We start from the raw sequence: 23,476 nt of genomic DNA on the forward strand, positions 1-23,476 counted from the left end.
GTGTGTGGGGCCGGCCGGGGGCGCCTGGGCGCCGGGGCTAGGCTCTGCCGACCTCTACGGGCAGATGCCGCACGCCGACGATGACGGCCGGGTTCTGGTAGGCGACGTCCTCGTAGGAGGGGATCGCCAGGGCGCGGAATCGTTCATGCAACTTGTGAAGAGCGATCCGCGCCTCGAGCCGTGCCAGCGGTGCGCCGAAACAGAAGTGGATGCCGTGCCCGAAGGTCAGATGCGGGTTCGGGTTCCGGGTCACGTCGAGGACGTCGGGTGCGGCGAACCGGGCGGGATCCCGGTTGGCGGCGCCCAGATGCGCCATCAGCAGGCTGTCGGCCGGGATCTCGTGACCGCCGAGGACCACGGGGCGGGTGACCCGGCGGCCCAGTTCGGGGAAGGGCGGCAGCCAGCGCAGCACCTCTTCGACGGCGGCCGGGACGCGGGCCGGGTCGGCGCGCAGCGCGGCGTCCGTGCCGGGGTGCCGGTCGAACGTGACGACCGCGTTGCCCAGCAGTGCGGTCGTGGTGATGTGCCCGGCCACCAGCAACAGGGCCACGAAACCGACCATCTCCTGGTCGGCGAGACGGGCGCCGTCCACCTCGGCGGCGATGAGTCTGCTGGTGAGGTCGTCACCGGGGTCGGCACGGCGGGCGCGGATGTGCTCCAGCATGTAGCCGTTCATCTCGCGCACGGTCGGGGCGATGGCCTCCAGCGCCCGTTCGAGGTCGGCCATGTCGGGCGCCTCGCCGAGCTGGTCGCCGCCGAACAGGACGCTCGCCCACTCCTGGAAGAGCCGGTGTTCCCCGGCCGGGATGCCGAGCAGTTCGGCGATCACGATGATGGGCAGCGGATAGGCCAGCGCGTCGACCAGGTCGAATCGGTCGCGGTCGGCGACGGCGTCCAGCAGCCGGTCGCAGACGGCCTCGATGCGGGGCCCGAGCCCCTGCACGACCCGGGGGGTGAACGCCTGGCTCACCAGGGTGCGGAGCTTGCGGTGCTCCGGCGGGTCCATGGCGACGAAGTTGCCGCGGGTGAAGATCTCGAAGTCGGACTGGGTGGGCGCGAGGGCGGAGAGTTCGGAGGAGTACGTCGCCGGGTCGGCGAGCACGGCCGCGACGGTCTCGTGGTCGAGCACCTGCCAGACCCGCTGCGTCTCGTCGTACCGCACGGGTCCGGCGTCGCGTAAGCCCCGCCAGCGCTCGGGTAACTCCTCCAAGAGAAGGCGTTCCCCCGTCACTTGCTTGCTGATCACCTTGTCTCCTTGCTTGCGGGTGGCGCCTGCGGGCATGAGGAGTCACGCACGCAGCGGTGTGGCGGACCTGGAAGGCGGCAGGCACGGCTGCGCCGCCGTGGTCGCGGACATCGGATCGGTCGAGAGCGGCGCATGGCCCGCGTGGCCCTCTTCATGAGCGGCGGGACGGCCGGCCCGCGTCGGTCTCGTACAGGGGCGGCGCACAGACCTCAGCACACGCGGTGCGGGACGTGACGGCCACTCGGCCGGCCCCGGCTCCGCAGCGAGCCTCGTCGTGTGGCGCGCCTACCCGACATCCCCCATCCCCTCGGTGACACCTCCCGCGCAACGACCACGCGGGACCCTTCCTGCTCCGTCACGGACAGCGAGGCCGCCGGCCCGTGCCGTTCGAGACGAGGTGTGAACATACACAGCCGCAGTCCATGCCGCCCCACGATTGGCATGATGCGCACCGTGCGACACCTTCGTTTCGATGGAACTCGGCCACAGTCTTCACGGCGAGTCACGTGCAAGCAACCCCTTGAAGTTGAACGGAGCGTACTTTGCCGGTGCTTTTGCGTCACTGCTCGGCCACTTCGCACGGCCCTGGCGCACGGGGCCGGTCGAACGTCGCACCGCGTGTGCCCCTGGGCCGCAGCCGTAAACCGCACACGGCGGAAAAGGAAGCCGCCGCCGCGTGGCCGACACGCCGGCCGCCCGGCGGCCGGGCCCGGCCGTCTCCCGGCACGGCCCTCCGGCGATCCGGCCGCCACCACCCCTGAGCTGGGGCGATGATATGACTGACTGACCCTGTGGGTCCCACCGGTGAGGCGGTGACGCGACACGCCGTGCGCGGCACCGGCCCGCGGCCGACACGCCCCGGTCCTCCGGCGGACCGCCGCCGCACCCGCCACCGCCCCGAAGCGGAACGACGTGCCCTGCGCGTGGATTCGGCCATCCTGGCGCTAGGGGGCGCACATGGGGCATCGGCACACCACCCGTGCTTCTCCCGAGGGGTCGCGCGTCCCGGCCGGCGACCAGGGCACGCCCGCCGCGGCCGGGCCGGCCCGGCCGCGGCGGCCATCCGATCGCACGGGCACCGTCCAGGGCGGGAGGACCCCCGGCTGGGCACCCGGCACCCGTGCGGAGGGGGAGGCCGGGGCGACGGCCCGGCCCACCGCGCCCGCCGCGCCGGTCCGTGCACCGGTGAGCGCCGGCGTATGGAGACGGCTGCACGGGGCACTCGGAGGCGTCCGCCTCGCGGAGGCGGGAGAACGGCCTCCCGGACGCCCCCGGGACGTTCGCCGTGCGCCCGGCGCCCCCACGGGGCAACCTTGATCCCGGGAGGTGAGGCGCGGCCGTACGAGGAGGTGGTCGCCGTGCCCGACGGGCCAGGGGCCGGGCGTACACCCGAGGTGACCGGCACGACGGCGGGCCGGCCGCTGCTGTCGCTCGCGCTGGCCGCGTTGCTGGAGGACCTGGGCGCGCACTCCGGCGCGGTCTACCTGCTGCGTCACTCCGAGCCGGTCCTGGAGATGGCGGTCATGGCGGGCATGCCCCGCGCGTTCGCCGCGCCGTGGGAACGGGTCGGGCTGCACGCGCCGATCCCGGTGGCGGACGCCGCGCGCGAGCGCCGGCTGGTGTGGGTGAACGGCGAGGAGGAGATGGCGCGCCGCTATCCGCGTATCTCGGTGGTGCTGCCGTACCCCTTCGCGCTGGCCGCCGCGCCGGTGGCGACGGCCGACGCCGTGTACGGCGCCGTGTTCGTGACCTGGCCCGGAGCACGTCCGCCGGAGCTGTCGGCCCCGGAGCGGGACCGTCTGACCGGGAGCTGCGACCGGCTGGCGCTGCGGCTGGCCCGGGCCGCCGAGGAGAACCTGACACTGCTCCCCGAGGCCGATCTGCTGGCGGCGCCGGTGTCGGGGGCGGCGGGCTCACTGGGCTCGCTGGAGGCGGCGCGGATGGTGGCCCGGCTGCCGTACGGGCTGGTGTCGCTGGACCTGCACGGCCGGGTCGGCTTCGTCAACGCGGCCGCCGCCGAACTGCTCGGGAGGCCCGCGAGCGAACTGCTGGGCACCCTCCCCTGGGTGTCGGTGCCCTGGCTCAACGACCCGGTGTACGAGGACCGTTACCGGGCCGCGCTGATCAGCCAGCAGGTGGCGTCGTTCGTGGCGCTGCGCCCGCCGGGCGAGTGGCTGTCGTTCCGGCTGTACCCGAGCACGACCGGGCTGAGCGTGCGGATCACCCGGGCCCGGGCGGTCGCGGAGATCACCCGCGAGGCGCCGCAGCCGGGCACGGGACCGTCCCGGCTGGTGACGATCTCTCAGGTACTGAGCCTCGCCGGGGCCCTGACCGAGGCGATCGGGGTGGAGGACGTGGTGCAGCTCGTCGCCGACGAGGTGGCGCCGGCGGTCGGCAGCCAGGCGCTGGTGATCCTCGGCTCCCAGGGCGGGCGGCTGCACGTGCTGGGGCACCGCGGGTACGCGGACCCGCATGTCGTGGAGCGGTTCGACGGGCTGCCGCTGAGCGAGCGCACGCCGGGCACCCATGTCCTGAACAGCGGCGTGCCGGGGTTCTTCGAGACCCAGGAGCAGCTCGAACGGCTGTACCCCAGCCGGCAGCAGACCCCGGACGGCTACGCGGCCTGGGCGTTCCTGCCGCTGATCGCGTCCGGACGGCCGGTGGGCACCTGTGTGCTGGCGTACGCCGAACCGCGCGCGTTCCCCGCCGACGAGCGGGCGGTGCTGACGAGTCTCGGCGGTCTCATCGCGCAGGCGCTGGAGCGCGCCGTGCTGTACGACGCCAAGCACCGGCTGGCGCAGGGGCTGCAGGAGTCCCTGCTGCCGCACTCGCTGGCGAGGCTGCCCGGTATCGAGGCGGCCGCCCGGTATCTTCCGGCCACTCAGGGGATGGAGATCGGCGGCGACTTCTACGACCTGGTGCCGACCGGGCCGCGGGCGGCGGCGGTGATCGGGGACGTGCAGGGCCACAACGTGACGGCGGCGGCGCTGATGGGCCAGATCCGCACCGGGGTGCGCGCCTACACCACGGTGGGGCAGCCGCCGGAGGAGGTGATGAGCAGCACCAACCGGCTGCTGATCGACCTCGGCGCCGAACTGTTCGCGAGCTGCCTGTACCTGAGTCTGGATCCGGCCCGGGGCCGGGCCGTGATGGCCCGCGCCGGGCATCCGCCGCCCCTGCTCAGACGCCCGGACGGCCGGGTGCGGGTGCTGGACCTGGCCGGCGGCCCGCTGCTGGGCATCGACGCCTCCGCCACGTACCCGACGACCGAGGTGTCGCTGACGCCGGGCTCGGTCCTCGCGCTGTACACGGACGGCCTGGTGGAGTCGCCCGGCGTGGACATCGAGGACTCCCTGGTCGACCTGGGCGCGCTGCTCGGCGAGGTGGGCGGCCGGCCGCTGGAGGAGCTGGCCGACGAACTGGTGCGGCACAGCGCGGCGGCGCAGGAACGGGTGGACGACGTGGCGGTGCTGCTGCTCAGGGCGCACGAGTGCGGCTGAGCGGCGGGCCGCCGTGCCGCGGCGGCCGGGTCCCGGGTGCCGTGACGGCCGTGGTCCGGCCCTCCCGCCGGAGGACCGGACCTTCCCCGGCCGGCCGGAACCGCTGCGGGCCGGTCAGGGAGCGGTGGTGCTTCCCGGTGGTCCCGTTACGGCTCGGTGGGACCTGGTGCGGGTCGGTGCGACCCGGTGCGGGTCAGTGGGACCCGTCGGCGGAGGACGCCGCGTCGCCCGCGCCCGACTGGTCACCGGCACCGGTGCCGGTGCCCTCGCCCGTGCCGCTCTGGTCGCCGCCCGCCGTGGCCGACGGGTCGGCGCCGCCGCCGATCTGGTCGCCGCCCGCCTGGTCACCGGCACCCGAACCGTCGCCGGCACCGGCCTGATCGCCCGCGCCGGCACCCGCCTGGTCACCGGCACCGGCCTGATCGCCCGCGCCGGCACCCGCCTGGTCACCGGCACCGGCCTGGTCGCCCGCGCCGGCGCCCGACTGGTCCCCCGCGCCCGCCTGGCCGCCGGCGCCGTTCCCGCCGTCGCCGAGGGTGGCGCCGGTGGCCTGCAGGGCCGCGGTGACCGGCTGGAAGAAGGTCTCGCCGCCGCTGGTGCAGTCACCGCTGCCGCCGGAGGTGAGGCCGACCGCGCCGCCGTCCTGGGTGAACAGGGAGCCGCCGCTGTCGCCCGCCTCGGCGCAGACGTTGGTCTGGATGAGGCCGGTGACGGTGTCGACGCCGTTCGGGTCGGTCTCGCTCTGGAAGTTGACGGTGGCGTCGAGGCCGGTCACCTGGCCGTTGTGCAGGCCGGTGGTGGAGCCCATCCGGAACACGGTCTGACCGACCGTCGCGTCCGCCGCCTGGTTGATCTGCACGGTCTGGCCGTTGCCCGCGTTGACCTCGCTGGGCGCCTGGGTGTTGGGGTCGTCGTACTTGACGAGCGAGAAGTCGCCCTCGCCGGGGAAGGTGGCCTGGTCCACGGTGGCGATGGGCTGCCCGTTCTGGGAGTCGGACCACTGCTTGGCCGCCACTCCGCAGTGACCGGCCGTCAGGAAGGCGGGGCTGCCGTCCGACGCGGTGACGTTGAAGCCGAGGGAGCAGCGCACGTTGCCGCCCTGCACCTGGGAGAAGATGGCGTCGCCGCCCGAGACGAAGGTCTTGAAGGAACCCGAGGACCTCTTCAGGGTGGCCATGCCGGAGCCGAGACCGCGCACGGTCGACTGGACCCGGTCCCACTTGGCGCCGGTGACGGTGGAGTCGGCGGTGACCACGACCTTGTTGGTGCGCGGGTCGACGGCCCAGGCGGTACCCGGGACGGTGGCCCTGCTCTTCAGGGTCCGGGCGGCGGACTTCAGTTCGGCGGTGCTGTTGTCGACCTGGCGCACGGCGGCGCCGGCCTTCTCCGCCTGCACGATCACGTTCTTGTCGCCGCCGACCACGTTGACGACGAGCTGCTGCTTGGAGCTGTCGTAGTAGGACCCGGCGAGAGCGTCGCCGAGCGCCTTCTGCAGCTGCGCGGCCAGATCCGAGGCGTCCGCGGCCTTGAGGGTCCTGGCGGTGCCGGCGGCACCCGAGGCCTTGTCCTGGGAAGCGTTGGCGTTGGGCAGCAGGAGGGCCGCCGCGCCGAGCGCCGCGACACCGCCCACCGCTATCGCGGCCTTGCGCTTGGGCATTCGCTTGTGACTCAAACTTCTCGACCTCCTGGGGACGGGGGGTCTGCCGCAGTCGGGCAGTCGTTCGTTCGGGGCGCCTGGATGGCTACAGGTACGGGCGGGTCACGCGGTGCGTTCAATTCCGGTTGCCGACTCCCCTGCCACGGCGGCGAATCGGCCGCGTCGCGCGTGTCCCGGTGCCGGGCCGGGAACAATCGCCCCCATGACGCTGACCATTGCCGGAGCCGACAAGATCCTCTCCACCTGCTTCGCCCCCTGGGTCCTCGAACTGGGGCTGGCGGTGGAGTCCTTGGGCCAGGACCGCGCGGTGCTGCGGCTGCCCTGGTCGCAGCGGCTGGCCCGGGAGGGCGGCGGGCTGTCGGGGCAGGCGCTGATGGCGGCGGCCGACACGGCCACGGTGATCGCGGTCTCGGCCGCGCGGGGCGGCTTCGTGCCGATGACGACGGTGCAGCAGTCGACGTCCTTCCAGCGCGCGGTGACCGGGTCGGACGTCCGGATCGAGGCGGTGCTCACCAAGCTGGGCCGGCGGACGGCGTTCGCCGACATCACCCTGTGCGACGCGGAGTCGGGCGAGCTCGCGGCCCGGGCGAGCACGGTCTACGCGCTCCTGGGCTGACGGTCCGTAGGTTCCCCGACCGGCAGTCCGCGCGCCCCCGAACCGGCACGCTCGGCTACCGACCGGTAACGGTCAGTTCCGTACACGTACCGGAATCCCTGCTTCAGGGAATCTGCACATCGAATGCCCAAGCGCGTCACCGCCGCCGCCGTATCTGCACATCCGCGCGCCCCCCGGGTACGTCTTTGGCGCGGAGTGCCGGATTCGCCGCCCGGCGGGCAAGGACATGGCCGCGCCGATGCCGTGCGGCATGTGAAGGAGTGGCCGACACGGCGTGCGCAAACCTGCACCGTTGAGCCCCTTGGCGCGCCAAGTGCCCAGGTGAGAGGCCTGTTTGATTGGAAGCCAGGGCTGCGGGCGTGCTTTGATCCTTCGCACCGCGGGCATTCCCCGGGCTTCCGGAAACGGGGGTTCGCAGCCCGCGGTCGCGGCCGTCCGTCTGTCCCCAGAGGGGGCCGCTTCCCCCCTTATGAATATCCATACGAAGGGAAGTTCCACCATGAACTCCACCCCCCAGGTTGAGACCGTCGAGATCTCGGACGCCGAGCTGGACAACGTCTCCGGCGGTCTGTCCCTGAACGCCCTCAACACCGTGACCGGTGCCGTGAACGGCGTTGCCCCGGTCGCCGGCCTGGTGGACACCGCCGTCGGCACCGTCGAGGGTGTCACCGGCCTGAACACCGCCCCGGTCACCGGCCTCGTCGCCGGTCTCTGATCGCACCTCGGTGTAACCGAAGTCCCGGAGCCGCCCCCCGGCTCCGGGACTCTCGGGTGCCCGCACCGGACCGGTGGTCCGGCCGCGGCACCCGCGGTCTTGTCGTAACGATGTCTCTCCTCGGGTGAGGGAAGTTCCGTGCAGTTCCGCCAACAGGCCCTCGCCAAGCTCCAGTCGCCGGAGGAGCTGGACCTTCCGGTGCGGCTGGCCCGTCCCCAGGGCTGGCTCGCGCTCGGCGTCACCGTCGTCGTCATGGCGGCGGCCTCCGTGTGGGCGGTGACCGGATCGGTCGCCTCCACCGTCGGCGCGCAGGCCGTCCTGACCCACGGGCAGGGCAGCTACCTGCTGCAGAGCCCCGTGGCCGGGCAGGTCACGGCCGTGCTCGCCGAGCAGGGTGAGCGGCTGCCGGCCGGCGCGCCCGTCCTCAAGGTCCGCACGGGCCAGGGCGAGACGGTGGTGCGCACCGTCGCCGCGGGCCGGATCACCGCGCTCGCCGCCACCATCGGGCAGATCGTCCAGACCGGCGCCAACGTGGCCTCCGTCGAGAAGGTCGCCCACGCCTCGGACCCGCTGTACGCGACCGTGTACGTCCCCGCGGAGAACGCGGCCGCCATCCCGGCGCACGCCCCGGTCGACCTGACCGTGTCCTCCGTACCGGCGCAGCGGTACGGCGTGCTGCGCGGGCACGTGAAGTCGGTGGACCGCGCCGCGCAGTCCCCGCAGTCGATCGCCGCGTTCCTCGGCGACAGCCAGCTGGGCGAGCAGTTCACCCGGAAGGGCCGCCCGGTGGCGGTGCTGGTCGCGCTGGACAGGTCGGCGTCGGCGAAGAGCGGTTACCGCTGGTCGTCCGCCGAGGGTCCGCCGTACCGGCTCGACTCGATGACGCTCGCCTCCGGTTCGATCAAGCTGGCCGACCAGCGTCCCGTCGATTGGCTGCTCCCGTGACCACGCAGACGGAAACCCGCGGCCGCAGACGGGCCGCCCCGGCCCGCAGGCCGGTCCCCAAGTCGAGCGCCGGCACGGTGCGTACGCCCACCGTGCTCCAGATGGAGGCCGTCGAGTGCGGCGCCGCCTCCCTCGCCATGGTGCTCGGCCACTACGGCCGGCACGTCCCGCTGGAGGAGCTGCGCATCGCCTGCGGCGTCTCCCGCGACGGCTCGCGCGCCAGCAACCTGCTGAAGGCCGCCCGCGGTTACGGGCTGACGGCCAAGGGCATGCAGATGGACCTGGCGGCGCTCGCCGAGGTGAAGGCGCCGGCCGTCCTCTTCTGGGAGTTCAACCACTACGTCGTCTACGACGGCATGGGCCGCCGCTTCGGCCGCCGCGGGGTGTACATCAACGACCCCGCCAAGGGCCGCCGGTTCGTGCCGATGGAGGAATTCGACGGCAGCTTCACCGGTGTGGTGCTGGTGATGGAGCCGGGCGACGACTTCGCCAGGGGCGGCCGCCGCCCGGGCGTGCTCGGTGCGATGCCGGCCCGGCTGCGCGGCACGGCCGGCACCCTGCCGGCCGCCGTGCTGGCCAGCCTGCTGCTGGTGGCGGTGGGCGCGGCGGTGCCCGCGCTCAGCCGTACGTACATCGACATGTTCCTCATCGGCGGCCAGACCTCGCTGCTCGGCGTGCTGTTCGCCTCGATGGCCACCTGCGTCGCGCTCACCCTGGTGCTGACCTGGCTCCAGCAGGCCAACCTGCTGCACGGCCGGATCATCTCCTCCACCCTCTCCAGCGCACGTTTCCTGCGCCATCTGCTGCGGCTGCCCGTCACCTTCTTCTCCCAGCGCTCCCCTGCCGACCTGGTGCAGCGGCTGCAGTCCAACGACCAGGTGGCCGAGACCCTGGCCCGCGACCTCGCGGCGGCCGGCGTGGACGCCATCGTCGTCGTGCTGTACGCCGTGCTGCTGTACACCTACGACCCGCAACTGACGTTCGTCGGCATCGGCGTGGCCCTGCTGAACGTGGTGGCGATGCGGCTGGTGGTGCGGCTGCGGGCGACCCGGACGGCGAAGCTGCGCGCGGACACCGCCCGGCTCACCAACACCTCGTACTCGGGGCTGCAGCTCATCGAGACGATGAAGGCGACCGGCGGCGAGGACGGCTACTTCCGCAAGTGGGCCGGACAGCACGCCACCACGCTGGAGGAGCAGCAGCGGCTCGGCGTGCCGAGCGCCTGGCTGGGCGTGGTCGCGCCGACGCTCGCCACGCTCAACAGCGCGCTGATCCTATGGATCGGCGGCATGCGGGCGGTCGAGGGGCACATCTCGGTCGGTCTGCTGGTCGCCTTCCAGGCGCTGGTCACCCGGTTCACCGCGCCGCTGACCCGGCTCAACGGCGTGGCGGGGCGCATCCAGGACTTCGCCGCCGACGTGGCCCGGCTGAAGGACGTGGAGAACTTCCAGGCCGACCCGCTCTACGCGCGGCCCGGCTCGGGCGACTCCACCCGCCGGCTGCACGGGCACATCGAGCTGGAGAACGTCACCTTCGGCTACAGCCCCCTGGACCAGCCGCTGCTGACCGGGTTCGACCTGACCGTGGGCCCCGGCCGGCAGGTGGCGCTGGTCGGCGGCTCGGGCAGCGGCAAGTCGACGGTGTCCCGGCTGATCTCGGGCCTGTACACGCCGTGGGACGGGGTGATCCGCATCGACGGCCGCCGGCTGGAGGACATCCCGCGCGGCGCGCTCGCCGCCTCGGTGTCCTTCGTCGACCAGGACGTGTTCCTGTTCGAGGGCTCGATCCGCGACAACGTGGCCCTGTGGGACCCGTCGATCCCCGACGACGCGGTGATCGAGGCGCTGAAGGACGCGGCCCTGTACGACGTGGTGGCCCGCCGGCCCGGCGGTATCCACAGCACGGTCGAGCAGGACGGCCGGAACTTCTCCGGCGGGCAGCGGCAGCGACTGGAGATCGCCCGGGCCCTGGTGCGCCGGCCGAGCATCCTGGTGCTGGACGAGGTGACCAGCGCGCTGGACGCGGAGACCGAGCTGGTCGTGATGGACAACCTGCGCCGGCGCGGCTGCGCCTGCGTGGTGATCGCCCACCGGCTGAGCACGGTCCGCGACAGCGACGAGATCGTCGTACTGGAGCACGGCACGGTCGTGGAGCGCGGGCGGCACGAGGAGCTGGTGGCGCGCGGTGGCGCGTACGCCGCGCTGGTCAGGGAGCGGTGAGATGACGTCCGTGCACGAAGGCGACCTCGTCCTCGGCGCGCTCGGTTCGCTGGGCACGCGGATCGACTGCGCCGGTTTCAGCCGCGTGGACCTCGAAGGGCCGCAGGTGCTGTGGCTGGTCGCGGCCGGCGCGCTCGACCTGTTCGCGGTGGACGCCGAGCAGCAGGGCCACTGGCACCATCTGGGCCGTCTCGAGGCGGGCGCGCTGCTGCTCGGCCCGGTCGCCGGGCCCCAGCACACGCTGGTGGCCCGCCCGGTGCGGGACTGCGTGCTGCACCGCGTCAACCTGCGTGAGCTGTACCAGCCCGCCCACACCCAGACCTGGTCGTACGACGAGTACGGCAACCCGCAGTACGTGCCGCCCACGACCAGCCCGCTGGAGTACGCCCTCGCCCTCGGCGTGGGCCGCGGTCTGTCCGTCCTCTTCCAGGCGCCGATGGCCGAGGAGCGTACCGCCGCGCCCGCGGACGACGACGTGTTCTGGATGCAGGTGCCGCCGGGCAGCGTGCAGTACGGCTCGGTGTACGGTGCCGAGGCCGCCGCCGATCTGCTGATGGACCCGGCGCTGTGGCAGAGCATGGTCGATCAGCAGTACCGGCTGCTGACCGCGCTGGACCGGTGGATCGAGCAGCTCGAACGCACCCACGAGACGCGGACGGCGGCCGGGATCAAGGCCGGTGAGGCGGTCCGCGCCCAGGCCGACCGGACGCTGCTGGCCTCCATCGGCAGGCGCTCGGCCCGTCCCGCGACGGCCGCCGACGCCGACGCCGGCTACGCGGCCTGCAAGCTGGTCGCCGAGGCGGCCGGCATCGAGCTGGCCGCCCCCGCGCAGAGCGGCACCGAGAGCGAGCGCCTCGACCCGGTCGAACGGGTGGCGCTCGCCTCCCGGGTGCGCACCCGCGCGGTCCGTCTGGACGGCCGGTGGTGGCGGGAGAACGTGGGTCCGCTGGTGGGGCACCGGGCACTGTCCGGGGCGCCGGTCGCGTTGCTGTGGCGGCGCGGCGGCTATGTGGCCGTGCATCCGGGCACCGGGCGCGAGACGCCGGTGGAGAAGGCGAACGCCGAGGAGTTCGAGCCGCGCGCGGTGATGTTCTACCGGCCGCTGCCCGAGCGGCGGCTCGGGCCGCTCGGACTGCTGCGCTTCAGCCTGCGCGGCACGCGTGGCGACCTGGGCAACCTGATGCTCGCCGGGCTGGTGACGGTCGCCATCGGCGCGCTGGTGCCGATCGCCACCGGCAAGGTGCTCGGCGAGTACGTGCCGAAGGCCCAGACGGGTCTGATCGTGCAGGTGTGCCTGGCGGTGATGGTGAGCGGGGTGGTGTCGGCCGCGTTCACGCTGCTGGAGAACCTGACCATCCTGCGCATGGAGGGCCGTATCGAGTCGGCGTTGCAGCCGGCCGTCTGGGACCGGCTGCTGCGGCTGCCCACCCGGTTCTTCACCCAGCGCTCCACCGGCGAACTCGCCAGTGCCGCCATGGGCATCAGCGCGATCCGCCGGCTGCTGGCCGGTACCGGCCCGGTGGTCGCGCAGTCGGTGACGGTCGGCGCGATGAACCTGGGGCTGCTGTTCTGGTACAGCGCGCCGATGGCCATGGCGGCGATCGGCATGCTCGTCGTCATCGCGGCGGTCTTCCTGGGGCTCGGCCTGTGGCAGGTGCGCTGGCAGCGGCGCCTGGTGGTACTCGGCAACAAGCTGAACAACCAGGCCTTCCAGACCCTGCGCGGCCTGCCCAAACTGCGGGTGGCGGCGGCGGAGAACTACGCGTACGCCGCCTGGGCGCGCCAGTTCGCGCACAGCCGGGAACTCCAGCAGAAGGTGGGCCGGATCAAGAACCTCACCTCGGTGCTGGGCGCGGTCTACCTGCCGGTGTGCACGCTGCTGATGTTCATGCTGCTGGCGGGACCGGCGAGGGGCTCGATGTCGGCGGCGGCGTTCCTCACCTTCAGCACCTCGGTGACGATGGTGCTGACCTCGGTCACCCAGCTCACCGGTTCCTTCGTCTCCGCGGTGGCGGCGCTGCCGCTGTTCGAGGAGATCAGGCCGGTACTGGACGCCACGCCCGAGGTACGCACCGCGAGCACCCGCCCCGGTCCGCTGTCGGGCGCCGTCGAGGCCCGCCGGCTGTCGTTCCGGTACGCCGACGACGGGCCGCTCGTCCTCGACGACGTCTCCTTCGCCGTCCGCCCGGGCGAGTTCGTGGCGGTCGTCGGTCCGAGCGGCTGCGGCAAGTCCACGCTGCTGCGGCTGCTCATCGGCTTCGACCGGCCGGTCTCGGGCAGCGTCCTGTACGACGGCCAGGACCTGGCGGCCCTGGACCAGTCGGCGGTGCGCCGCCAGTGCGGTGTGGTGCTCCAGCACGCGCAGCCGTTCACCGGTTCCATCCTGGACGTCATCTGCGGCACCGAGCCGTACACGCCGGAGGAGGCGATGGCGGCCGCCGAGCTGGCGGGCCTCGCGGAGGACATCAGGCGGATGCCGATGGGCCTGCACACGATCGTGGCCGGCAACGGCGCGATCTCCGGTGGCCAGCGGCAGCGGCTGATGATCGCCCAGGCGCTGATCCGGCGTCCGCGGATCCTCTTCTTCGACGAGGCGACCAGCGCCCTGGACAACGACACCCAGCGCACGGTCATCGACAGCACCCGCAAGCTGAACGCCACCCGGATCGTCATCGCGCACCGCCTGTCGACGGTGCTGGACGCGGACCGGGTGATCGTGATGGAGGAGGGCCGGGTGATCCAGCAGGGGCCGCCCGCCGAACTGCTCGCCGACACCGGGGGCAGGCTGCACGAACTGGTGCGCAGGCAGCTCGCGTAGGCCGGGGCCGGCCCGCGCCGAGCGGTCAGTCCAGGCCCGGGACCGGCGCGCCCGAGGGCACTCCCGCCGCGACGTAGCCGTCGTAGAACTCCCGCCAGGCCGGGCCCGCCCCGGCGTGCGGTCCCGCGGAACGCTCACCGCGCGCCCTGGCGTCGAGGGCGGCCAGGCACACCTCCCAGCCGGCGCCGTTGCGCGCGGCGGTGTTCTCCGCGGCGAGCACGTCGGTGAGCGTGAGCCGGGTGCGCCCGCCGTCCTCCGCGTCCAGGTCGAAGCGGAGTTCGTCGCCGCCCCACTCGAAGGAGAGGTGCCGGGGCGGGTCGGCGGCGAGCACCGTGCCGGTGGACTCCGGCATGTTCGGGTCGCCGCTGAACCGGATCGCGCCGCCGGGACGGAGGTCCATCTCGGCGCGCGAGGGGAACCAGCCGGCGAGTTCGCCGGGGTCGGTGAGCAGCCGCCAGACGCGGTCCGCCGGCAGGTCGTAGGCGCGGCCGAACCGGACGGCCGGGCGGCCGTCGTCCAGCGTCAGGAAGGTGCCGGTGAGGTCGGCGGGCATGATGATCGGTCCCTCCACGGTACGGTCCCCCTCCGCGCGCCGAGGCTACCCGCCCGCCCGGACTCGTGGGGGGACGCCGTGCCCGTCGGGGCGCTTGGGAGAACTGAGCGGGCCGTGCCGGCCGGGCGGCCGCCGGCGACGGGGGCCGGGGCGGGAGGCGTCGGCCGGCCGGCCGAGAGCGCGGCCGCCGGTGCTTTCGCCCCGTCCGGGTACCCGGCCGTCATGAACCACCACCTGCGAGGACCCGAGCTGCCCGCGCCGCGCGGGCCCCTCTCCGCCGCGGTCACGGCGTTTCTGCGCGGCACCGGCCCGCTGCCCGACGCCCGCGGCGCCGGGGCGGCGGCCGATCCCTACGGCGACGATCTCCAGCTCTCCCTGTACCTGTGCTACGAACTGCACTACCGGGGCTTCGCCGGGGTCCGCCCGGAACTCGAGTGGGATCCCGGGCTGCTCGCGCTGCGGGGCGCGCTGGAGGACCGCTTCCTGTCCGCGCTGCGCGCCGACACGCCGGCGCACGACAGCCTCGACGAGGCCCTGGAGGCCCTCCTGGTCGAGCCGGCCGAGGGCGCGGGCGTCACGCACTTCCTGTGTGCCGAGGGCGAGCTGTGGCATCTGCGCGAGTACGCGGCGCAGCGTTCCCTCTACCACCTGAAGGAGGCCGACCCGCACGCCTGGGTGCTGCCCCGGCTGTGGGGCCGGGCCAAGGCGGCGATGGCGGCGGTGGAGTTCGACGAGTTCGGCGCGGGCCGGGCCGAGCGGATGCACGCGAAGCTGTTCGCCGACCTGATGACGGACCTCGGCCTGGACACCACGTACGGGCGCCACCTGGACGCGGCCTGCGCCGAGATGCTCGCCGTCGTCAACCTGATGTCCCTGTTCGGGCTGCACCGCCGGCTGCGCGGGGCCCTGGTGGGCCACTTCGCGGACGTGGAGATCACCTCCTCGCCGGGTTCCCGCCGGCTGGCCGAGGCGATGCGCCGCACCGGTGCCGGGCCGGCCGCCGAGTTCTTCTACGACGAGCACGTCGAGGCGGACGCGGTGCACGAGCAGGTCGTCCGCCACGACGTGATCGGCGGGCTGCTCGCGGAGGAACCCGGTCTCGCGGACGACATCGCCTTCGGTGTCGACGCCACCGAGTTCCTGGAGGGGCGGCTGGCGCGGCGGCTGCTCGGCGAGTGGCGCGCGGGACGGTCGTCGCTCCGTGTCCCGTTCGCGGCGGATGCCCAAGAACTGGCCCATACATCCTGATCGCGCGGGTACTCAGTGCTCCGTGACAGCATGGGTACTTCCGGGCGTGTACGCCCCTCAGGACGACACCGCCTTGCTGGCCGAGGCACTGGACGAAGAGGCACCGGCCCCCGGCTCGCGGGTGCTGGACGTGGGCACCGGAAGCGGTGCGCTGGCCCTGGCGGCCGCCCGGCACGGTGCCGAGGTGACCGCGGTGGACGTGTCCCGGCGGGCGGTGTGGACGGCGCGGCTGAACGCGTGGCTGACCCGGCTGCCAGTGCGGATCCGGCGCGGCAACCTCTTCGTCCCGGTCGCGGACGGCACGTACGACCTCATCCTGGCCAACCCGCCGTACGTGCCGGCGCCGGGCACCGGACGCGAGCCGCACGGCCGGTCGCGGGCCTGGGACGCGGGCCACGACGGGCGGCTGCTGCTGGACCGGATCTGCCGGGACGCGCCCGGGCTGCTGCGGCCCGGCGGGGTGCTGCTGCTGGTCCACTCGGCGCTGAGCGGCCCGGAGCGGACCCTGGAACTGCTGCGCGCGGCGGATCTGAAGGCCGCCGTCGTCCGGCGCCGCTGGATCGACTTCGGTCCGGTGCTGCGCTCCCGGAAGGACTGGCTGCGCCGGAGCGGTCTGCTCACGGCCGCCGACGACAAGGAGGAGCTGGTGGTGATCCGTGCCGAACGAGCCCGCTGAACGGCCCCGCCGGATCCGGATGCAGCGGCGCGGGCCGCTCCTGATGGAGGGCCCGGTGGAGATCGAACTGGAGGACGGCACCACGGTCTCCTCCGACCGCTTCCGGGTGGCCCTGTGCACCTGCCGGCGCAGTCGCACATACCCCTGGTGCGACACGAGTCACCGGCGCAAGGCGTGACGTCCAATCTTCAGTTGAAACCGGTTGTTTTTCGATACCGGTCGTTTTTCGCCGCTCCCCGGAGAGGCCCCCCACGGGCCTTTTCCGGGGAGCGGCTGTGTGCCCGGGAGTCCGGCGGGCGGCCCCACTCCGCCCGTCGGTCCCGGTGCGAGATCGCAGGTTCCCGCTCCAGGGGCCGCACTCCCCAGTTGCGAGCCTGATCCGGCGTCGCGGAAACCGTACGATCCCGGTCTAGAACGCGAAGACGCTGCTGCTCATGGCGTCCCGCACGCAGGAGTTGCCGAAGGTGCGCTCGTATGCGACGCGCTTGCCCTGCCAGACACCCTGGACCGTGACCACGACGGGGTCGTAGAGCTTGGTGCACCGCACGTCGTCGCGGCCCTTCAGGGCCGAGAGGTCGCCGCCGGCGGCACGCAGTTCGGCACAGGCGTCGATCGCCGCCGGGTGGGTGCCGGAGGCCGTCGGGGCGCAGTTCAGGGTGACGGCGCGCTCGGGGGTGGCCGCGGCCGCGGTCTCGCCGTGGCCGGTGGTCAGCACCAGCGCCGAGGGGGCGTAGAGCGACGACGGGGCGGCGCCCGGTGCAGCGAGGGCGGCCCCGGTCAGGGGTCCGCATACGGCGGCCGTGAGGCCGATGATCGCTGCCCAGCGCGCGGTGTTCCGCATTGTGTGCATCCTTCCGCTCGAGTAGACGGGTGCCCTCCGGCCCGGTCGGCGCCGGAGCGGCGAGCGCCACTCTGCCGAGTCCGTCGGCGAAACACACATCCCACCCACAGCTTTCGGTAACATTGCGTGTTGAAACAGTGGCGTGAAGTCACGGAAACTGAACGCTTCGACCGCACAACTGAGCGGTTCTTGATCGCGGCGACCGGTCGAATGGCCGAAAAACACCGTCTCGTTAATCGGCCTGAAACATGACGCCCCCGCCCCACCGCGAGCCCTTCACGACCCCTTCACGACTTCTCACGTTCATGGAGCGTCCAGGGAAGCGCGTGGCGCCGCCGCGGCCAGGGCCTTCCCGGTGGAGCCGCCCCGGTCTGCCCGCGAGTATCGTCGGCACGCGCTGACACGGCGGCGAGCGCGGCAAGCCTTGGGAGGGGCGGATGGCCAAGCACTGGGCGGACTTCCAGTACGAGATCTACCTCAACGGGATGACGGGTGCCGTGCCCCGGCTGCCCACCGATCTGACCCGGCTGGAGGAGCTCGCCGAACACCGGCTCGGGCCGGGGCCGGTGGGCTACGTCGCCGGCAGCGCGGGGGACGGCGGAACCGCGCGCGCCAACCGGGCGGCCCTGGCCCGGCGCCGGATCGTGCCGCGCATGCTGCGCGACGTCCAGGAGCGGGACCTGACGGCCGAGGTACTGGGCCGCACGCTGCCGGCGCCGCTGGCCCTCGCCCCGGTCGGCGTGCTGTCGATCATGCACCCGGACGCCGAGACGGCGGCCGCCCGGGCGGCCGCCGCCCAGGGCGTGCCGTTCGTCCTGTCCTCGGCGTCGAGCACGCCGCTCGAAGCGGTGGCGGAGGCCATGGGGGACGCCGAGCGCTGGTTCCAGCTCTACTGGGGCAAGGACCGCGAGGTGACGCGCAGCTTCCTGGCCCGCGCGAAGGACGCGGGGTTCTCGGTGCTCGTCGTCACCCTCGACACACCGCTGCTGGCCTGGCGCCCCCGCGATCTGGACCAGGCGTACCTGCCGTTCCTGCACGGGGTGGGCACCGCCAACTACTTCACCGACCCGGCCTTCCGGGCGGGCCTCGCCAAGCCCGTCCACGAGGACCCGAACGCCGCGGTGCTGCACTTCCTCGGTCTGTTCGGCGACGCCGGCCACACCTGGCCCGACCTGGGCTTCCTGCGCGAGCACTGGGACGGGCCGATCGTCGTCAAGGGCGTCCTGCACCCGGACGACGCCCGGCTCGCCGCGGACGCCGGGATGGACGGCGTGGTGGTCTCCAACCACGGCGGCCGGCAGGTGGCGGGTTCGATCGCGGCGGCCGACGCGCTGCCCGGGATCGCGGACGCGGTGGGAGACCGGCTCAGCGTGCTCTTCGACAGCGGGGTGCGCACCGGCGACGACGTGTTCAAGGCGCTCGCCCTGGGCGCGCGGGCGGTGCTGCTCGGCCGGCCCTACGTCTACGGCCTCGGCCTGGACGGGCAGGCGGGCGTCGAGCACGTCGTCCGCTGCGTCCTCGCCGAACTGGACCTCACCCTGGCCCTGTCCGGCCACGCCACGCCCGCGACGGTCACGCGGGACGACCTCGTCGAGTCGGCCGTCTGACCGGCCCGTCCCGCCGCCGGGCCGGCGGCGGGACGGGCCGGATTCCCTACGGAACCGTTCCCGGCGCCGTGGCCGCCCGGGCCGGAACCTGCCGCACGGGCCGCGCCGCCCGTCCGTCGGACGGCGCCGCGCCGGACCCGGCGGATCCGTCGCCGCCGGCGACCGACAGGGAGCCCGGGCTCGCGGCCGGGGCGTCGCTGCGCCAGCGCTGGGCGGCGGAGCCGTCGCGGACCTTGACGACGACGTCGGCGCCCGCCCGGTCCCCCGCCGGCGCGAGGGCGAGGGTGCGGTCCCAGCGGGGCGGCAACTCACCGCGCGCGGTGAGGTCGTAGCGCACGTCGTCGCCCCGCCGCGCCTGCGCGCCGGCGCAGCGGCCGACGATGACGACGCCCGCGTCGGCGTGCGAGTCCAGGCACAGCCGGGGGGCGGCCGCGCTGCGCAGCAGCCCGTCGGCCTCGTAGGTCCACTGCTGCCGCGGCGCCGCCGCGCAGGCCGCGAGCACCACGCTCGCGCCCGCCCTGACCTCACCCCGGACGTCCAGGCACAGACCGGTGGCGGCGTTGCGCAGCCGGGCGGTCCGGCCGGCCGTGGGCAGGCCCGCCGAGCCGGGCGAGGTGGCGGGGCCGGTCGGGGGCCGTACGCCACCGGGGGCCGCGTCGGAGGCGACCGGCGCGGTGTGGTCGCCGCCGTCGGGCCAGGCGCTGAGGGCGACGACGGTCGCGAGCAGCACGGCCGAGGCGACCCCGACCCCCACGAGCAGCGTCCTGGCCGGCCATCCGGCCGGGGCGCCCAGGACCGCGCCGAACGGCCCGGACGCCCTGCCGCGTCTGCGGCGTCCGCCGGACGCCCGCGCCGGCACCCCGTCCAGCGGCCCGCGCCGCCCGCCGCGTCCCCGTCCGCCGGGGCCCGGCGAGACACCGCGGGCGCGGGCGGCTCCGCTCCGGCCGGGGCGCGACTCCAGGTACCGCCGGGCGCCCCAGCCGAGCACCGCCTCGGCCAGCAGTACGCCGAGGCCGCCGTCGACGCGGCCCAGCTGCTCGGCGGCGTGCCGGCAGTACGGGCAGCCGTCGAGGTGCTGCCGGACGTCCGGGAGCAGGGCGCCGCCCCGGCGGATCGGTACGTCCAGAAGGCGGTTGTAGTGGCGGCATTCGGAGCTCGGCGCGAGTTCCCGGTGGGCCCGGACACAGCCTTCCCGGAATTTCTCCCGGGCCTGTCCGAGTGCCGCCGCCGCGCTGTCGGTGTCCAGTCCGAGCAGAGCGGCGGGGATGTTTATCGGTTCGGCCTCGACCTCGATGTGCCACAGCAACGTCTGTTCGAGTCGCGGAAGGCTCTGGAAAGAACGTTCGGAAAGGGTCCGGTTTTCCGGTATCAGGGTCTTCGCGGTGCGCATACCGCGGCCCCCGGCGGGTTTTCGCAGGGCCGGCAGTACGGCGGTGATCCCGTCCTCGCAGGACCAGTTGAGGACCGTGTCCCGGACGGCCACCAGCAGACGGGGCCGGACGGCCTCGGCGGACTCGCCGAGCGCGAGCCGGGCGAGGGTCCGGTGGAAGGCGGCGCCGGTGACCATGTGGGCGAGCGGGCCCGGCGTGGCCAGGCAGACGACCGCGTAGTCGTGCGCGGCCGGCCAGTGGCGGGCCATCAGCAGCGCGGTGGACCGGGAGGCCTCCGCGTCCGAACCGGCCCGCAACGGGGCGGCGAGGAACTCGTCGGACTCGCCGGGGTCCCCGCCCGGCGGCGGATAGGGCGGACGAGGGGGGTGGGGGGTGGGCACTGAGCGGAATCCTTTGATGGGTGTGGTGCGTCGATTGCCGATCGCCGGATACGCGCGCGGGGAGCGGGAATTCACCGGTGCCGGACCGGCCCGGTTCCCAACTGGCCTGAGAATCCTGGCGATTACCCCCCGCACCGTGTTTCAACCCTTGCACAACCTCCACACACGGAACAAGGCATTCGCGCGACATCGGCGGCCTTTGCGACGGAGCCGGAGGGGTACCGCCGGGACGGGTCTCCCCCGTCCCTTTCCGGTTTCCGCGCGCCCCGTGCGAACGCCGCGCCCGCGCCGGCAGGGCCACGCACGCTCCCGGGGCGCGCGGCCGGGTGGTGCACTGGGTCCGGCCCCTCGGAAGGCCGCGCGGCGGGACGGCAGCTCTCCCCCGCGAAACGGGCCGCCGGCCCCGTTCCACTGCCCCCGGCCGGCGGCCCCGTTCCGTGCGGGCGTCCCCGGCCGGCGGCCCCGGCGGCTTCCCCCGCCGGCCCGGGGCCGTCTCAGATCTGCCAGGAACGCAGCCGGTCGGCGGCGCCGTACACGTCCGTCTTGCCGGAGATCAGGTCGCGGGCGAGGTCGACGAGGGCGCCGTAGGGCGCGTCGATGCCGGTGCCGCTGACGAACATGTAGGCCACCGCGGTCGCGCAGGCGAAACGGGCGTTGGCCGAGGGCAGCGGCTTGAGCACGGCGAGGGTGTGCAGCAGGGCGGCGGCCCGCCAGGCGGGGTCGGAGTCCACGCCCAGCCGGGGCGGGTCGACCCGGTGCCGGGCGACGGCGGCGACCAGCGCGGAGAAGTCGTCGACCGTGGGCTGGTCCGGCAGGACCTCCTCGTGGCGCTGGAGCAGCCAGGGGACGTCTATGTGGATGACGGGTGACATCGCTCAGGCGGCCTCGCCCTTGGCCGGGGGTTCGTCGTCGGGGAACGCGGCCGCGAACTCCTCGGCGTGCGCGGTGAAGAAGCTCCGGAACGCCTCCGCGCCCTCCTGGAGCGCCCGGTGGCGGGCGATGTCGGCGGCGGCGGCCTCGCGCACCAGCGCCTTCATCGACGTACCGCGCTCCTTGGCGATCTGGCGCAGGTCCTCCAGTTCGCGGTCAGTGAACTCCACGTTGAGAGCTGGCATGCGCCAACGGTACCGCTCGGGTACTCGCCCGTAAATATCAGCAGGTCGGAACCACTTCGTCCCGGTACCTGATGAACTCCTGGGCCATGTCCGTTCTCCGCCGGTGCCGCGACGCCCACGCACACGGTCCACACCCCCAAGCAGTCCGGTGGCCCCACTCTCGCGCCGCCGCCCCCGACGGGGCAACACGGCGCGCCCGCCGCCCGCGCGCGGGAACGGACGAGGACACTCGCGGCCGGGGGGGGCGCCGACTCCATCGGACGCGCCGCCCGGGATCCCGCACATATCACAGCAAAACGTGTCTTATTTCATTTATGCACACACCTTCCCGGCGTACCCTGCTCCAAGCCCCGTTCGCTGCCGCCGGCGCGGGACTGCTGGCTGCCTGCACCGACTCCGGCTCCCACCCCCGTTCCGGCCCCGCCGCCGCGGCGAGCGTCCAGGGGGACTTCGTTCCGCCCGGACCGAAGGGATATGTCGAACCGTCGGGTCCCGAGGTGCGTGCCGCCGAGCGCAGACGCGGCTCCGGCCCGGTGCGCATGCTCAGGTTCACGGCCGCCGAGACCACACTGGACCTGGGCGGGCGGCAGGTGCGCACGTGGGCGTACCACGAGCAGCTTCCCGGCCCGCTGGTTCGCGTCACCGCCGGTGACGTCCTCAGTCTCACCCTCGCCAACCGGCTGCCGGACACCACCACCCTGCACTCGCACGGCGTGCGCATGCGCTGTGACATGGACGGCGTCCCGGGTCTGACGCAGAACGCCATCGCGCCCGGGACCGACTTCACCTATCGCTTCACCGTCTCGCACCCGGGCACGTTCCTGCTCCACTCCCACGTCGGCATGCAGCCCGACCGCGGTCTGTACGCCCCGTTCATCGTCGAGGACCCCCGGGAGCCCCTGGCCTACGACAAGGAGTGGGTCATCGTCCTGGACGACTGGCTCGACGGCGTCCAGGGCTCCACCCCCGACGAGGTGCTCAAGCAGCTCATGCCCAAGGGCATGAAGATGGAGGGCATGGCCATGGGCCCCGAGCCGGCCGGCACCCGGTCCGGCCGGCCGGGCACCCCGCACGCCGCGCACACCCGGGCGGCGGCCGGCGGACCCGACCGGGTGCTGCGCCACGGGCACAGCCGCATGCTGCACGGGGACGCCGGCAGCGTCGACTACCCGCTCTACCTGGTCAACGGCCGCACCCCCGGGCACCCCTCTGTGTTCCGGTGCCGGCCCGGCGAGCGCGTCCGGCTGCGCATCATCAACGCCGGTTCCGAGACCGCGTTCCGGGTGGCGCTGGACGGACACCCGATGACCGTCACGCACACCGACGGCTATCCGGTGCGGCACACCGAGACCGACGCCCTCCTGGTCGGCATGGCCGAGCGCTACGACGTCCTCGTCACCGCCAAGGACGGCGTCTTCCCGTTCGTCGCCCTGGCCGAGGGCAAGCGGGGCCAGGCCCTCGCCGTCCTGCGCACCGACAAGGGCCGGAACGTTCCCCCGGCCGACGTCCGCCCGGACGGGCTCGACCGGAAGCTGGTCCCGGCCCGGCGTCTGCGGCCGGACGACTCCGTGGCCCTGGACGACCGCCGTCCCGACCGCGAGATGCGGATCAGGATCACCGGCACGATGGAGAAGTACGACTGGGGCTTCGACCACCGCCCGTACTCCGTCCGCCAGCGCCACCCGGTACGCGCCGGCGAGCGGGTACGGCTCACCCTCATCAACGCCACCGACATGTGGCACCCCATGCACCTGCACGGCCACACGTTCGCCGTCGCCGGTCTCGACGGCGCGAGGGCGCGCAAGGACACGGCCATCGTGCTGCCGCACCGCAAGCTGGTCGTCGACTTCGACGCGGACAACCCCGGGCTGTGGATGCTGCACTGCCACAACCAGTACCACTCGGAGAGCGGCATGATGACCATCCTCGGGTACCGCAGCTGACCCGGG

18 protein-coding genes are annotated in these 23,476 nt (G+C 73.7%); 11 read left to right on the forward strand and 7 right to left on the reverse strand.

Translation table 11 applies throughout. The features are described 5' to 3' along the window. Positions 1–37: 37 nt before the first annotated feature. The gene (locus ACWCPN_RS28320; protein WP_451211558.1) at positions 38–1,246 is read right to left on the reverse strand and encodes a cytochrome P450; all 1,209 of its coding nucleotides are present in this window, start codon (positions 1,244–1,246) and stop codon (positions 38–40) included. 1,349 nt (positions 1,247–2,595) lie between these two features. On the opposite strand from ACWCPN_RS28320, the gene ACWCPN_RS28325 reads away from it, so the two are divergent. Next, positions 2,596–4,746, forward strand: coding sequence for a SpoIIE family protein phosphatase (locus tag ACWCPN_RS28325; protein WP_451211829.1), 2,151 nt, complete (start codon positions 2,596–2,598; stop codon positions 4,744–4,746). Between the two features lie 193 nt (positions 4,747–4,939). Here ACWCPN_RS28325 and ACWCPN_RS28330 read toward each other — a convergent pair whose 3' ends face one another. After that, a complete protein-coding gene (locus ACWCPN_RS28330) occupies positions 4,940–6,403 on the reverse strand; it encodes a S1 family peptidase (protein WP_451211834.1) in 1,464 nt (487 codons plus the stop codon). Positions 6,404–6,605: 202 nt separating this feature from the next. Between ACWCPN_RS28330 and ACWCPN_RS28335 the strand changes: the two genes are divergently transcribed. The 5 genes from ACWCPN_RS28335 (at position 6,606) to ACWCPN_RS28355 (ending at position 13,716) form a co-directional block, all read left to right on the forward strand. Then, a complete protein-coding gene (locus ACWCPN_RS28335; protein WP_451211561.1) occupies positions 6,606–7,019 on the forward strand; it encodes a PaaI family thioesterase in 414 nt (137 codons plus the stop codon). A 499-nt stretch (positions 7,020–7,518) separates the two neighbouring features. Beyond that, positions 7,519–7,734 (forward strand): type A2 lantipeptide, encoded by a 216-nt coding sequence (locus tag ACWCPN_RS28340; RefSeq protein ID WP_199213054.1) that lies wholly within the window; start codon positions 7,519–7,521, stop codon positions 7,732–7,734. Positions 7,735–7,872: 138 nt separating this feature from the next. After that, complete coding sequence (locus ACWCPN_RS28345; RefSeq protein WP_451211564.1) at positions 7,873–8,679, forward strand: HlyD family efflux transporter periplasmic adaptor subunit; 807 nt, start codon at positions 7,873–7,875, stop codon at positions 8,677–8,679. Next, positions 8,676–10,898, forward strand: a complete 2,223-nt coding sequence (locus ACWCPN_RS28350) for an NHLP family bacteriocin export ABC transporter peptidase/permease/ATPase subunit (RefSeq protein ID WP_451211567.1) — start codon at positions 8,676–8,678, stop codon at positions 10,896–10,898. The genes ACWCPN_RS28345 and ACWCPN_RS28350 overlap by 4 nt, the downstream gene beginning before the upstream one ends. A 1-nt stretch (position 10,899) precedes the next feature. Next, positions 10,900–13,716 (forward strand): NHLP bacteriocin export ABC transporter permease/ATPase subunit, encoded by a 2,817-nt coding sequence (locus ACWCPN_RS28355; RefSeq protein WP_451211570.1) that lies wholly within the window; start codon positions 10,900–10,902, stop codon positions 13,714–13,716. A gap of 25 nt (positions 13,717–13,741) precedes the next feature. Here ACWCPN_RS28355 and ACWCPN_RS28360 read toward each other — a convergent pair whose 3' ends face one another. Further along, the gene (locus ACWCPN_RS28360) at positions 13,742–14,269 is read right to left on the reverse strand and encodes an SRPBCC family protein (RefSeq protein ID WP_451211837.1); all 528 of its coding nucleotides are present in this window, start codon (positions 14,267–14,269) and stop codon (positions 13,742–13,744) included. A gap of 222 nt (positions 14,270–14,491) precedes the next feature. On the opposite strand from ACWCPN_RS28360, the gene ACWCPN_RS28365 reads away from it, so the two are divergent. From ACWCPN_RS28365 to ACWCPN_RS28375, 3 genes are read left to right on the forward strand one after another with little or no spacing between them, the layout of a single operon-like run. Beyond that, complete coding sequence (locus ACWCPN_RS28365; RefSeq protein WP_451211573.1) at positions 14,492–15,517, forward strand: iron-containing redox enzyme family protein; 1,026 nt, start codon at positions 14,492–14,494, stop codon at positions 15,515–15,517. Between the two features lie 22 nt (positions 15,518–15,539). Continuing rightward, on the forward strand, positions 15,540–16,193 hold the full coding sequence (locus ACWCPN_RS28370; protein WP_451211576.1) for a HemK2/MTQ2 family protein methyltransferase: 654 nt from the start codon (positions 15,540–15,542) through the stop codon (positions 16,191–16,193). After that, on the forward strand, positions 16,174–16,371 hold the full coding sequence (locus ACWCPN_RS28375; RefSeq protein WP_199213047.1) for a CDGSH iron-sulfur domain-containing protein: 198 nt from the start codon (positions 16,174–16,176) through the stop codon (positions 16,369–16,371). Before ACWCPN_RS28370 ends, ACWCPN_RS28375 begins: the two co-directional genes overlap by 20 nt. Before the next feature lie 231 nt (positions 16,372–16,602). Here ACWCPN_RS28375 and ACWCPN_RS28380 read toward each other — a convergent pair whose 3' ends face one another. Next, positions 16,603–17,034 carry a protease inhibitor gene (locus tag ACWCPN_RS28380; protein ID WP_365124955.1) on the reverse strand — a complete coding sequence of 144 codons (432 nt, stop codon included), beginning with the start codon at positions 17,032–17,034 and terminating at the stop codon, positions 16,603–16,605. Between the two features lie 437 nt (positions 17,035–17,471). Here ACWCPN_RS28380 and ACWCPN_RS28385 point away from each other — a divergent pair, with 437 nt between their 5' ends. Next, complete coding sequence (locus ACWCPN_RS28385; RefSeq protein WP_451211581.1) at positions 17,472–18,641, forward strand: lactate 2-monooxygenase; 1,170 nt, start codon at positions 17,472–17,474, stop codon at positions 18,639–18,641. A gap of 46 nt (positions 18,642–18,687) precedes the next feature. Here ACWCPN_RS28385 and ACWCPN_RS28390 read toward each other — a convergent pair whose 3' ends face one another. From ACWCPN_RS28390 to ACWCPN_RS28400, 3 genes are all read right to left on the reverse strand, one after another. Then, a complete protein-coding gene (locus ACWCPN_RS28390) occupies positions 18,688–20,412 on the reverse strand; it encodes an RICIN domain-containing protein (RefSeq protein ID WP_451211584.1) in 1,725 nt (574 codons plus the stop codon). Between the two features lie 494 nt (positions 20,413–20,906). Then, positions 20,907–21,284: a toxin Doc gene (locus ACWCPN_RS28395; RefSeq protein WP_451211587.1), complete on the reverse strand. Its 378-nt coding sequence runs from the start codon at positions 21,282–21,284 to the stop codon at positions 20,907–20,909. 3 nt (positions 21,285–21,287) lie between these two features. Next, complete coding sequence (locus ACWCPN_RS28400) at positions 21,288–21,527, reverse strand: hypothetical protein (protein WP_199213045.1); 240 nt, start codon at positions 21,525–21,527, stop codon at positions 21,288–21,290. Positions 21,528–21,841: 314 nt separating this feature from the next. Between ACWCPN_RS28400 and ACWCPN_RS28405 the strand changes: the two genes are divergently transcribed. After that, positions 21,842–23,470, forward strand: coding sequence for a multicopper oxidase family protein (locus ACWCPN_RS28405; RefSeq protein ID WP_451211590.1), 1,629 nt, complete (start codon positions 21,842–21,844; stop codon positions 23,468–23,470). Positions 23,471–23,476: the final 6 nt, after the last annotated feature.

It is taken from the genome of Streptomyces sp. NPDC002386, from assembly GCF_053593175.1.

What these genes read in the sequence shown, in the direction of transcription:
- ACWCPN_RS28330 (WP_451211834.1), bottom strand. Translation starts at nt 6,403, where the DNA reads ATGCCCAAGCGCAAGGCCGCGATAGCGGTGGGCGGTGTCGCGGCGCTC.
- ACWCPN_RS28335 (WP_451211561.1), top strand. Translation starts at nt 6,606, where the DNA reads ATGACGCTGACCATTGCCGGAGCCGACAAGATCCTCTCCACCTGCTTC.
- ACWCPN_RS28340 (WP_199213054.1), top strand. Translation starts at nt 7,519, where the DNA reads ATGAACTCCACCCCCCAGGTTGAGACCGTCGAGATCTCGGACGCCGAG.
- ACWCPN_RS28355 (WP_451211570.1), top strand. Translation starts at nt 10,900, where the DNA reads ATGACGTCCGTGCACGAAGGCGACCTCGTCCTCGGCGCGCTCGGTTCG.
- ACWCPN_RS28360 (WP_451211837.1), bottom strand. Translation starts at nt 14,269, where the DNA reads ATGCCCGCCGACCTCACCGGCACCTTCCTGACGCTGGACGACGGCCGC.
- ACWCPN_RS28365 (WP_451211573.1), top strand. Translation starts at nt 14,492, where the DNA reads ATGAACCACCACCTGCGAGGACCCGAGCTGCCCGCGCCGCGCGGGCCC.
- ACWCPN_RS28380 (WP_365124955.1), bottom strand. Translation starts at nt 17,034, where the DNA reads ATGCGGAACACCGCGCGCTGGGCAGCGATCATCGGCCTCACGGCCGCC.
- ACWCPN_RS28385 (WP_451211581.1), top strand. Translation starts at nt 17,472, where the DNA reads ATGGCCAAGCACTGGGCGGACTTCCAGTACGAGATCTACCTCAACGGG.
- ACWCPN_RS28395 (WP_451211587.1), bottom strand. Translation starts at nt 21,284, where the DNA reads ATGTCACCCGTCATCCACATAGACGTCCCCTGGCTGCTCCAGCGCCAC.
- ACWCPN_RS28400 (WP_199213045.1), bottom strand. Translation starts at nt 21,527, where the DNA reads ATGCCAGCTCTCAACGTGGAGTTCACTGACCGCGAACTGGAGGACCTG.
- ACWCPN_RS28405 (WP_451211590.1), top strand. Translation starts at nt 21,842, where the DNA reads ATGCACACACCTTCCCGGCGTACCCTGCTCCAAGCCCCGTTCGCTGCC.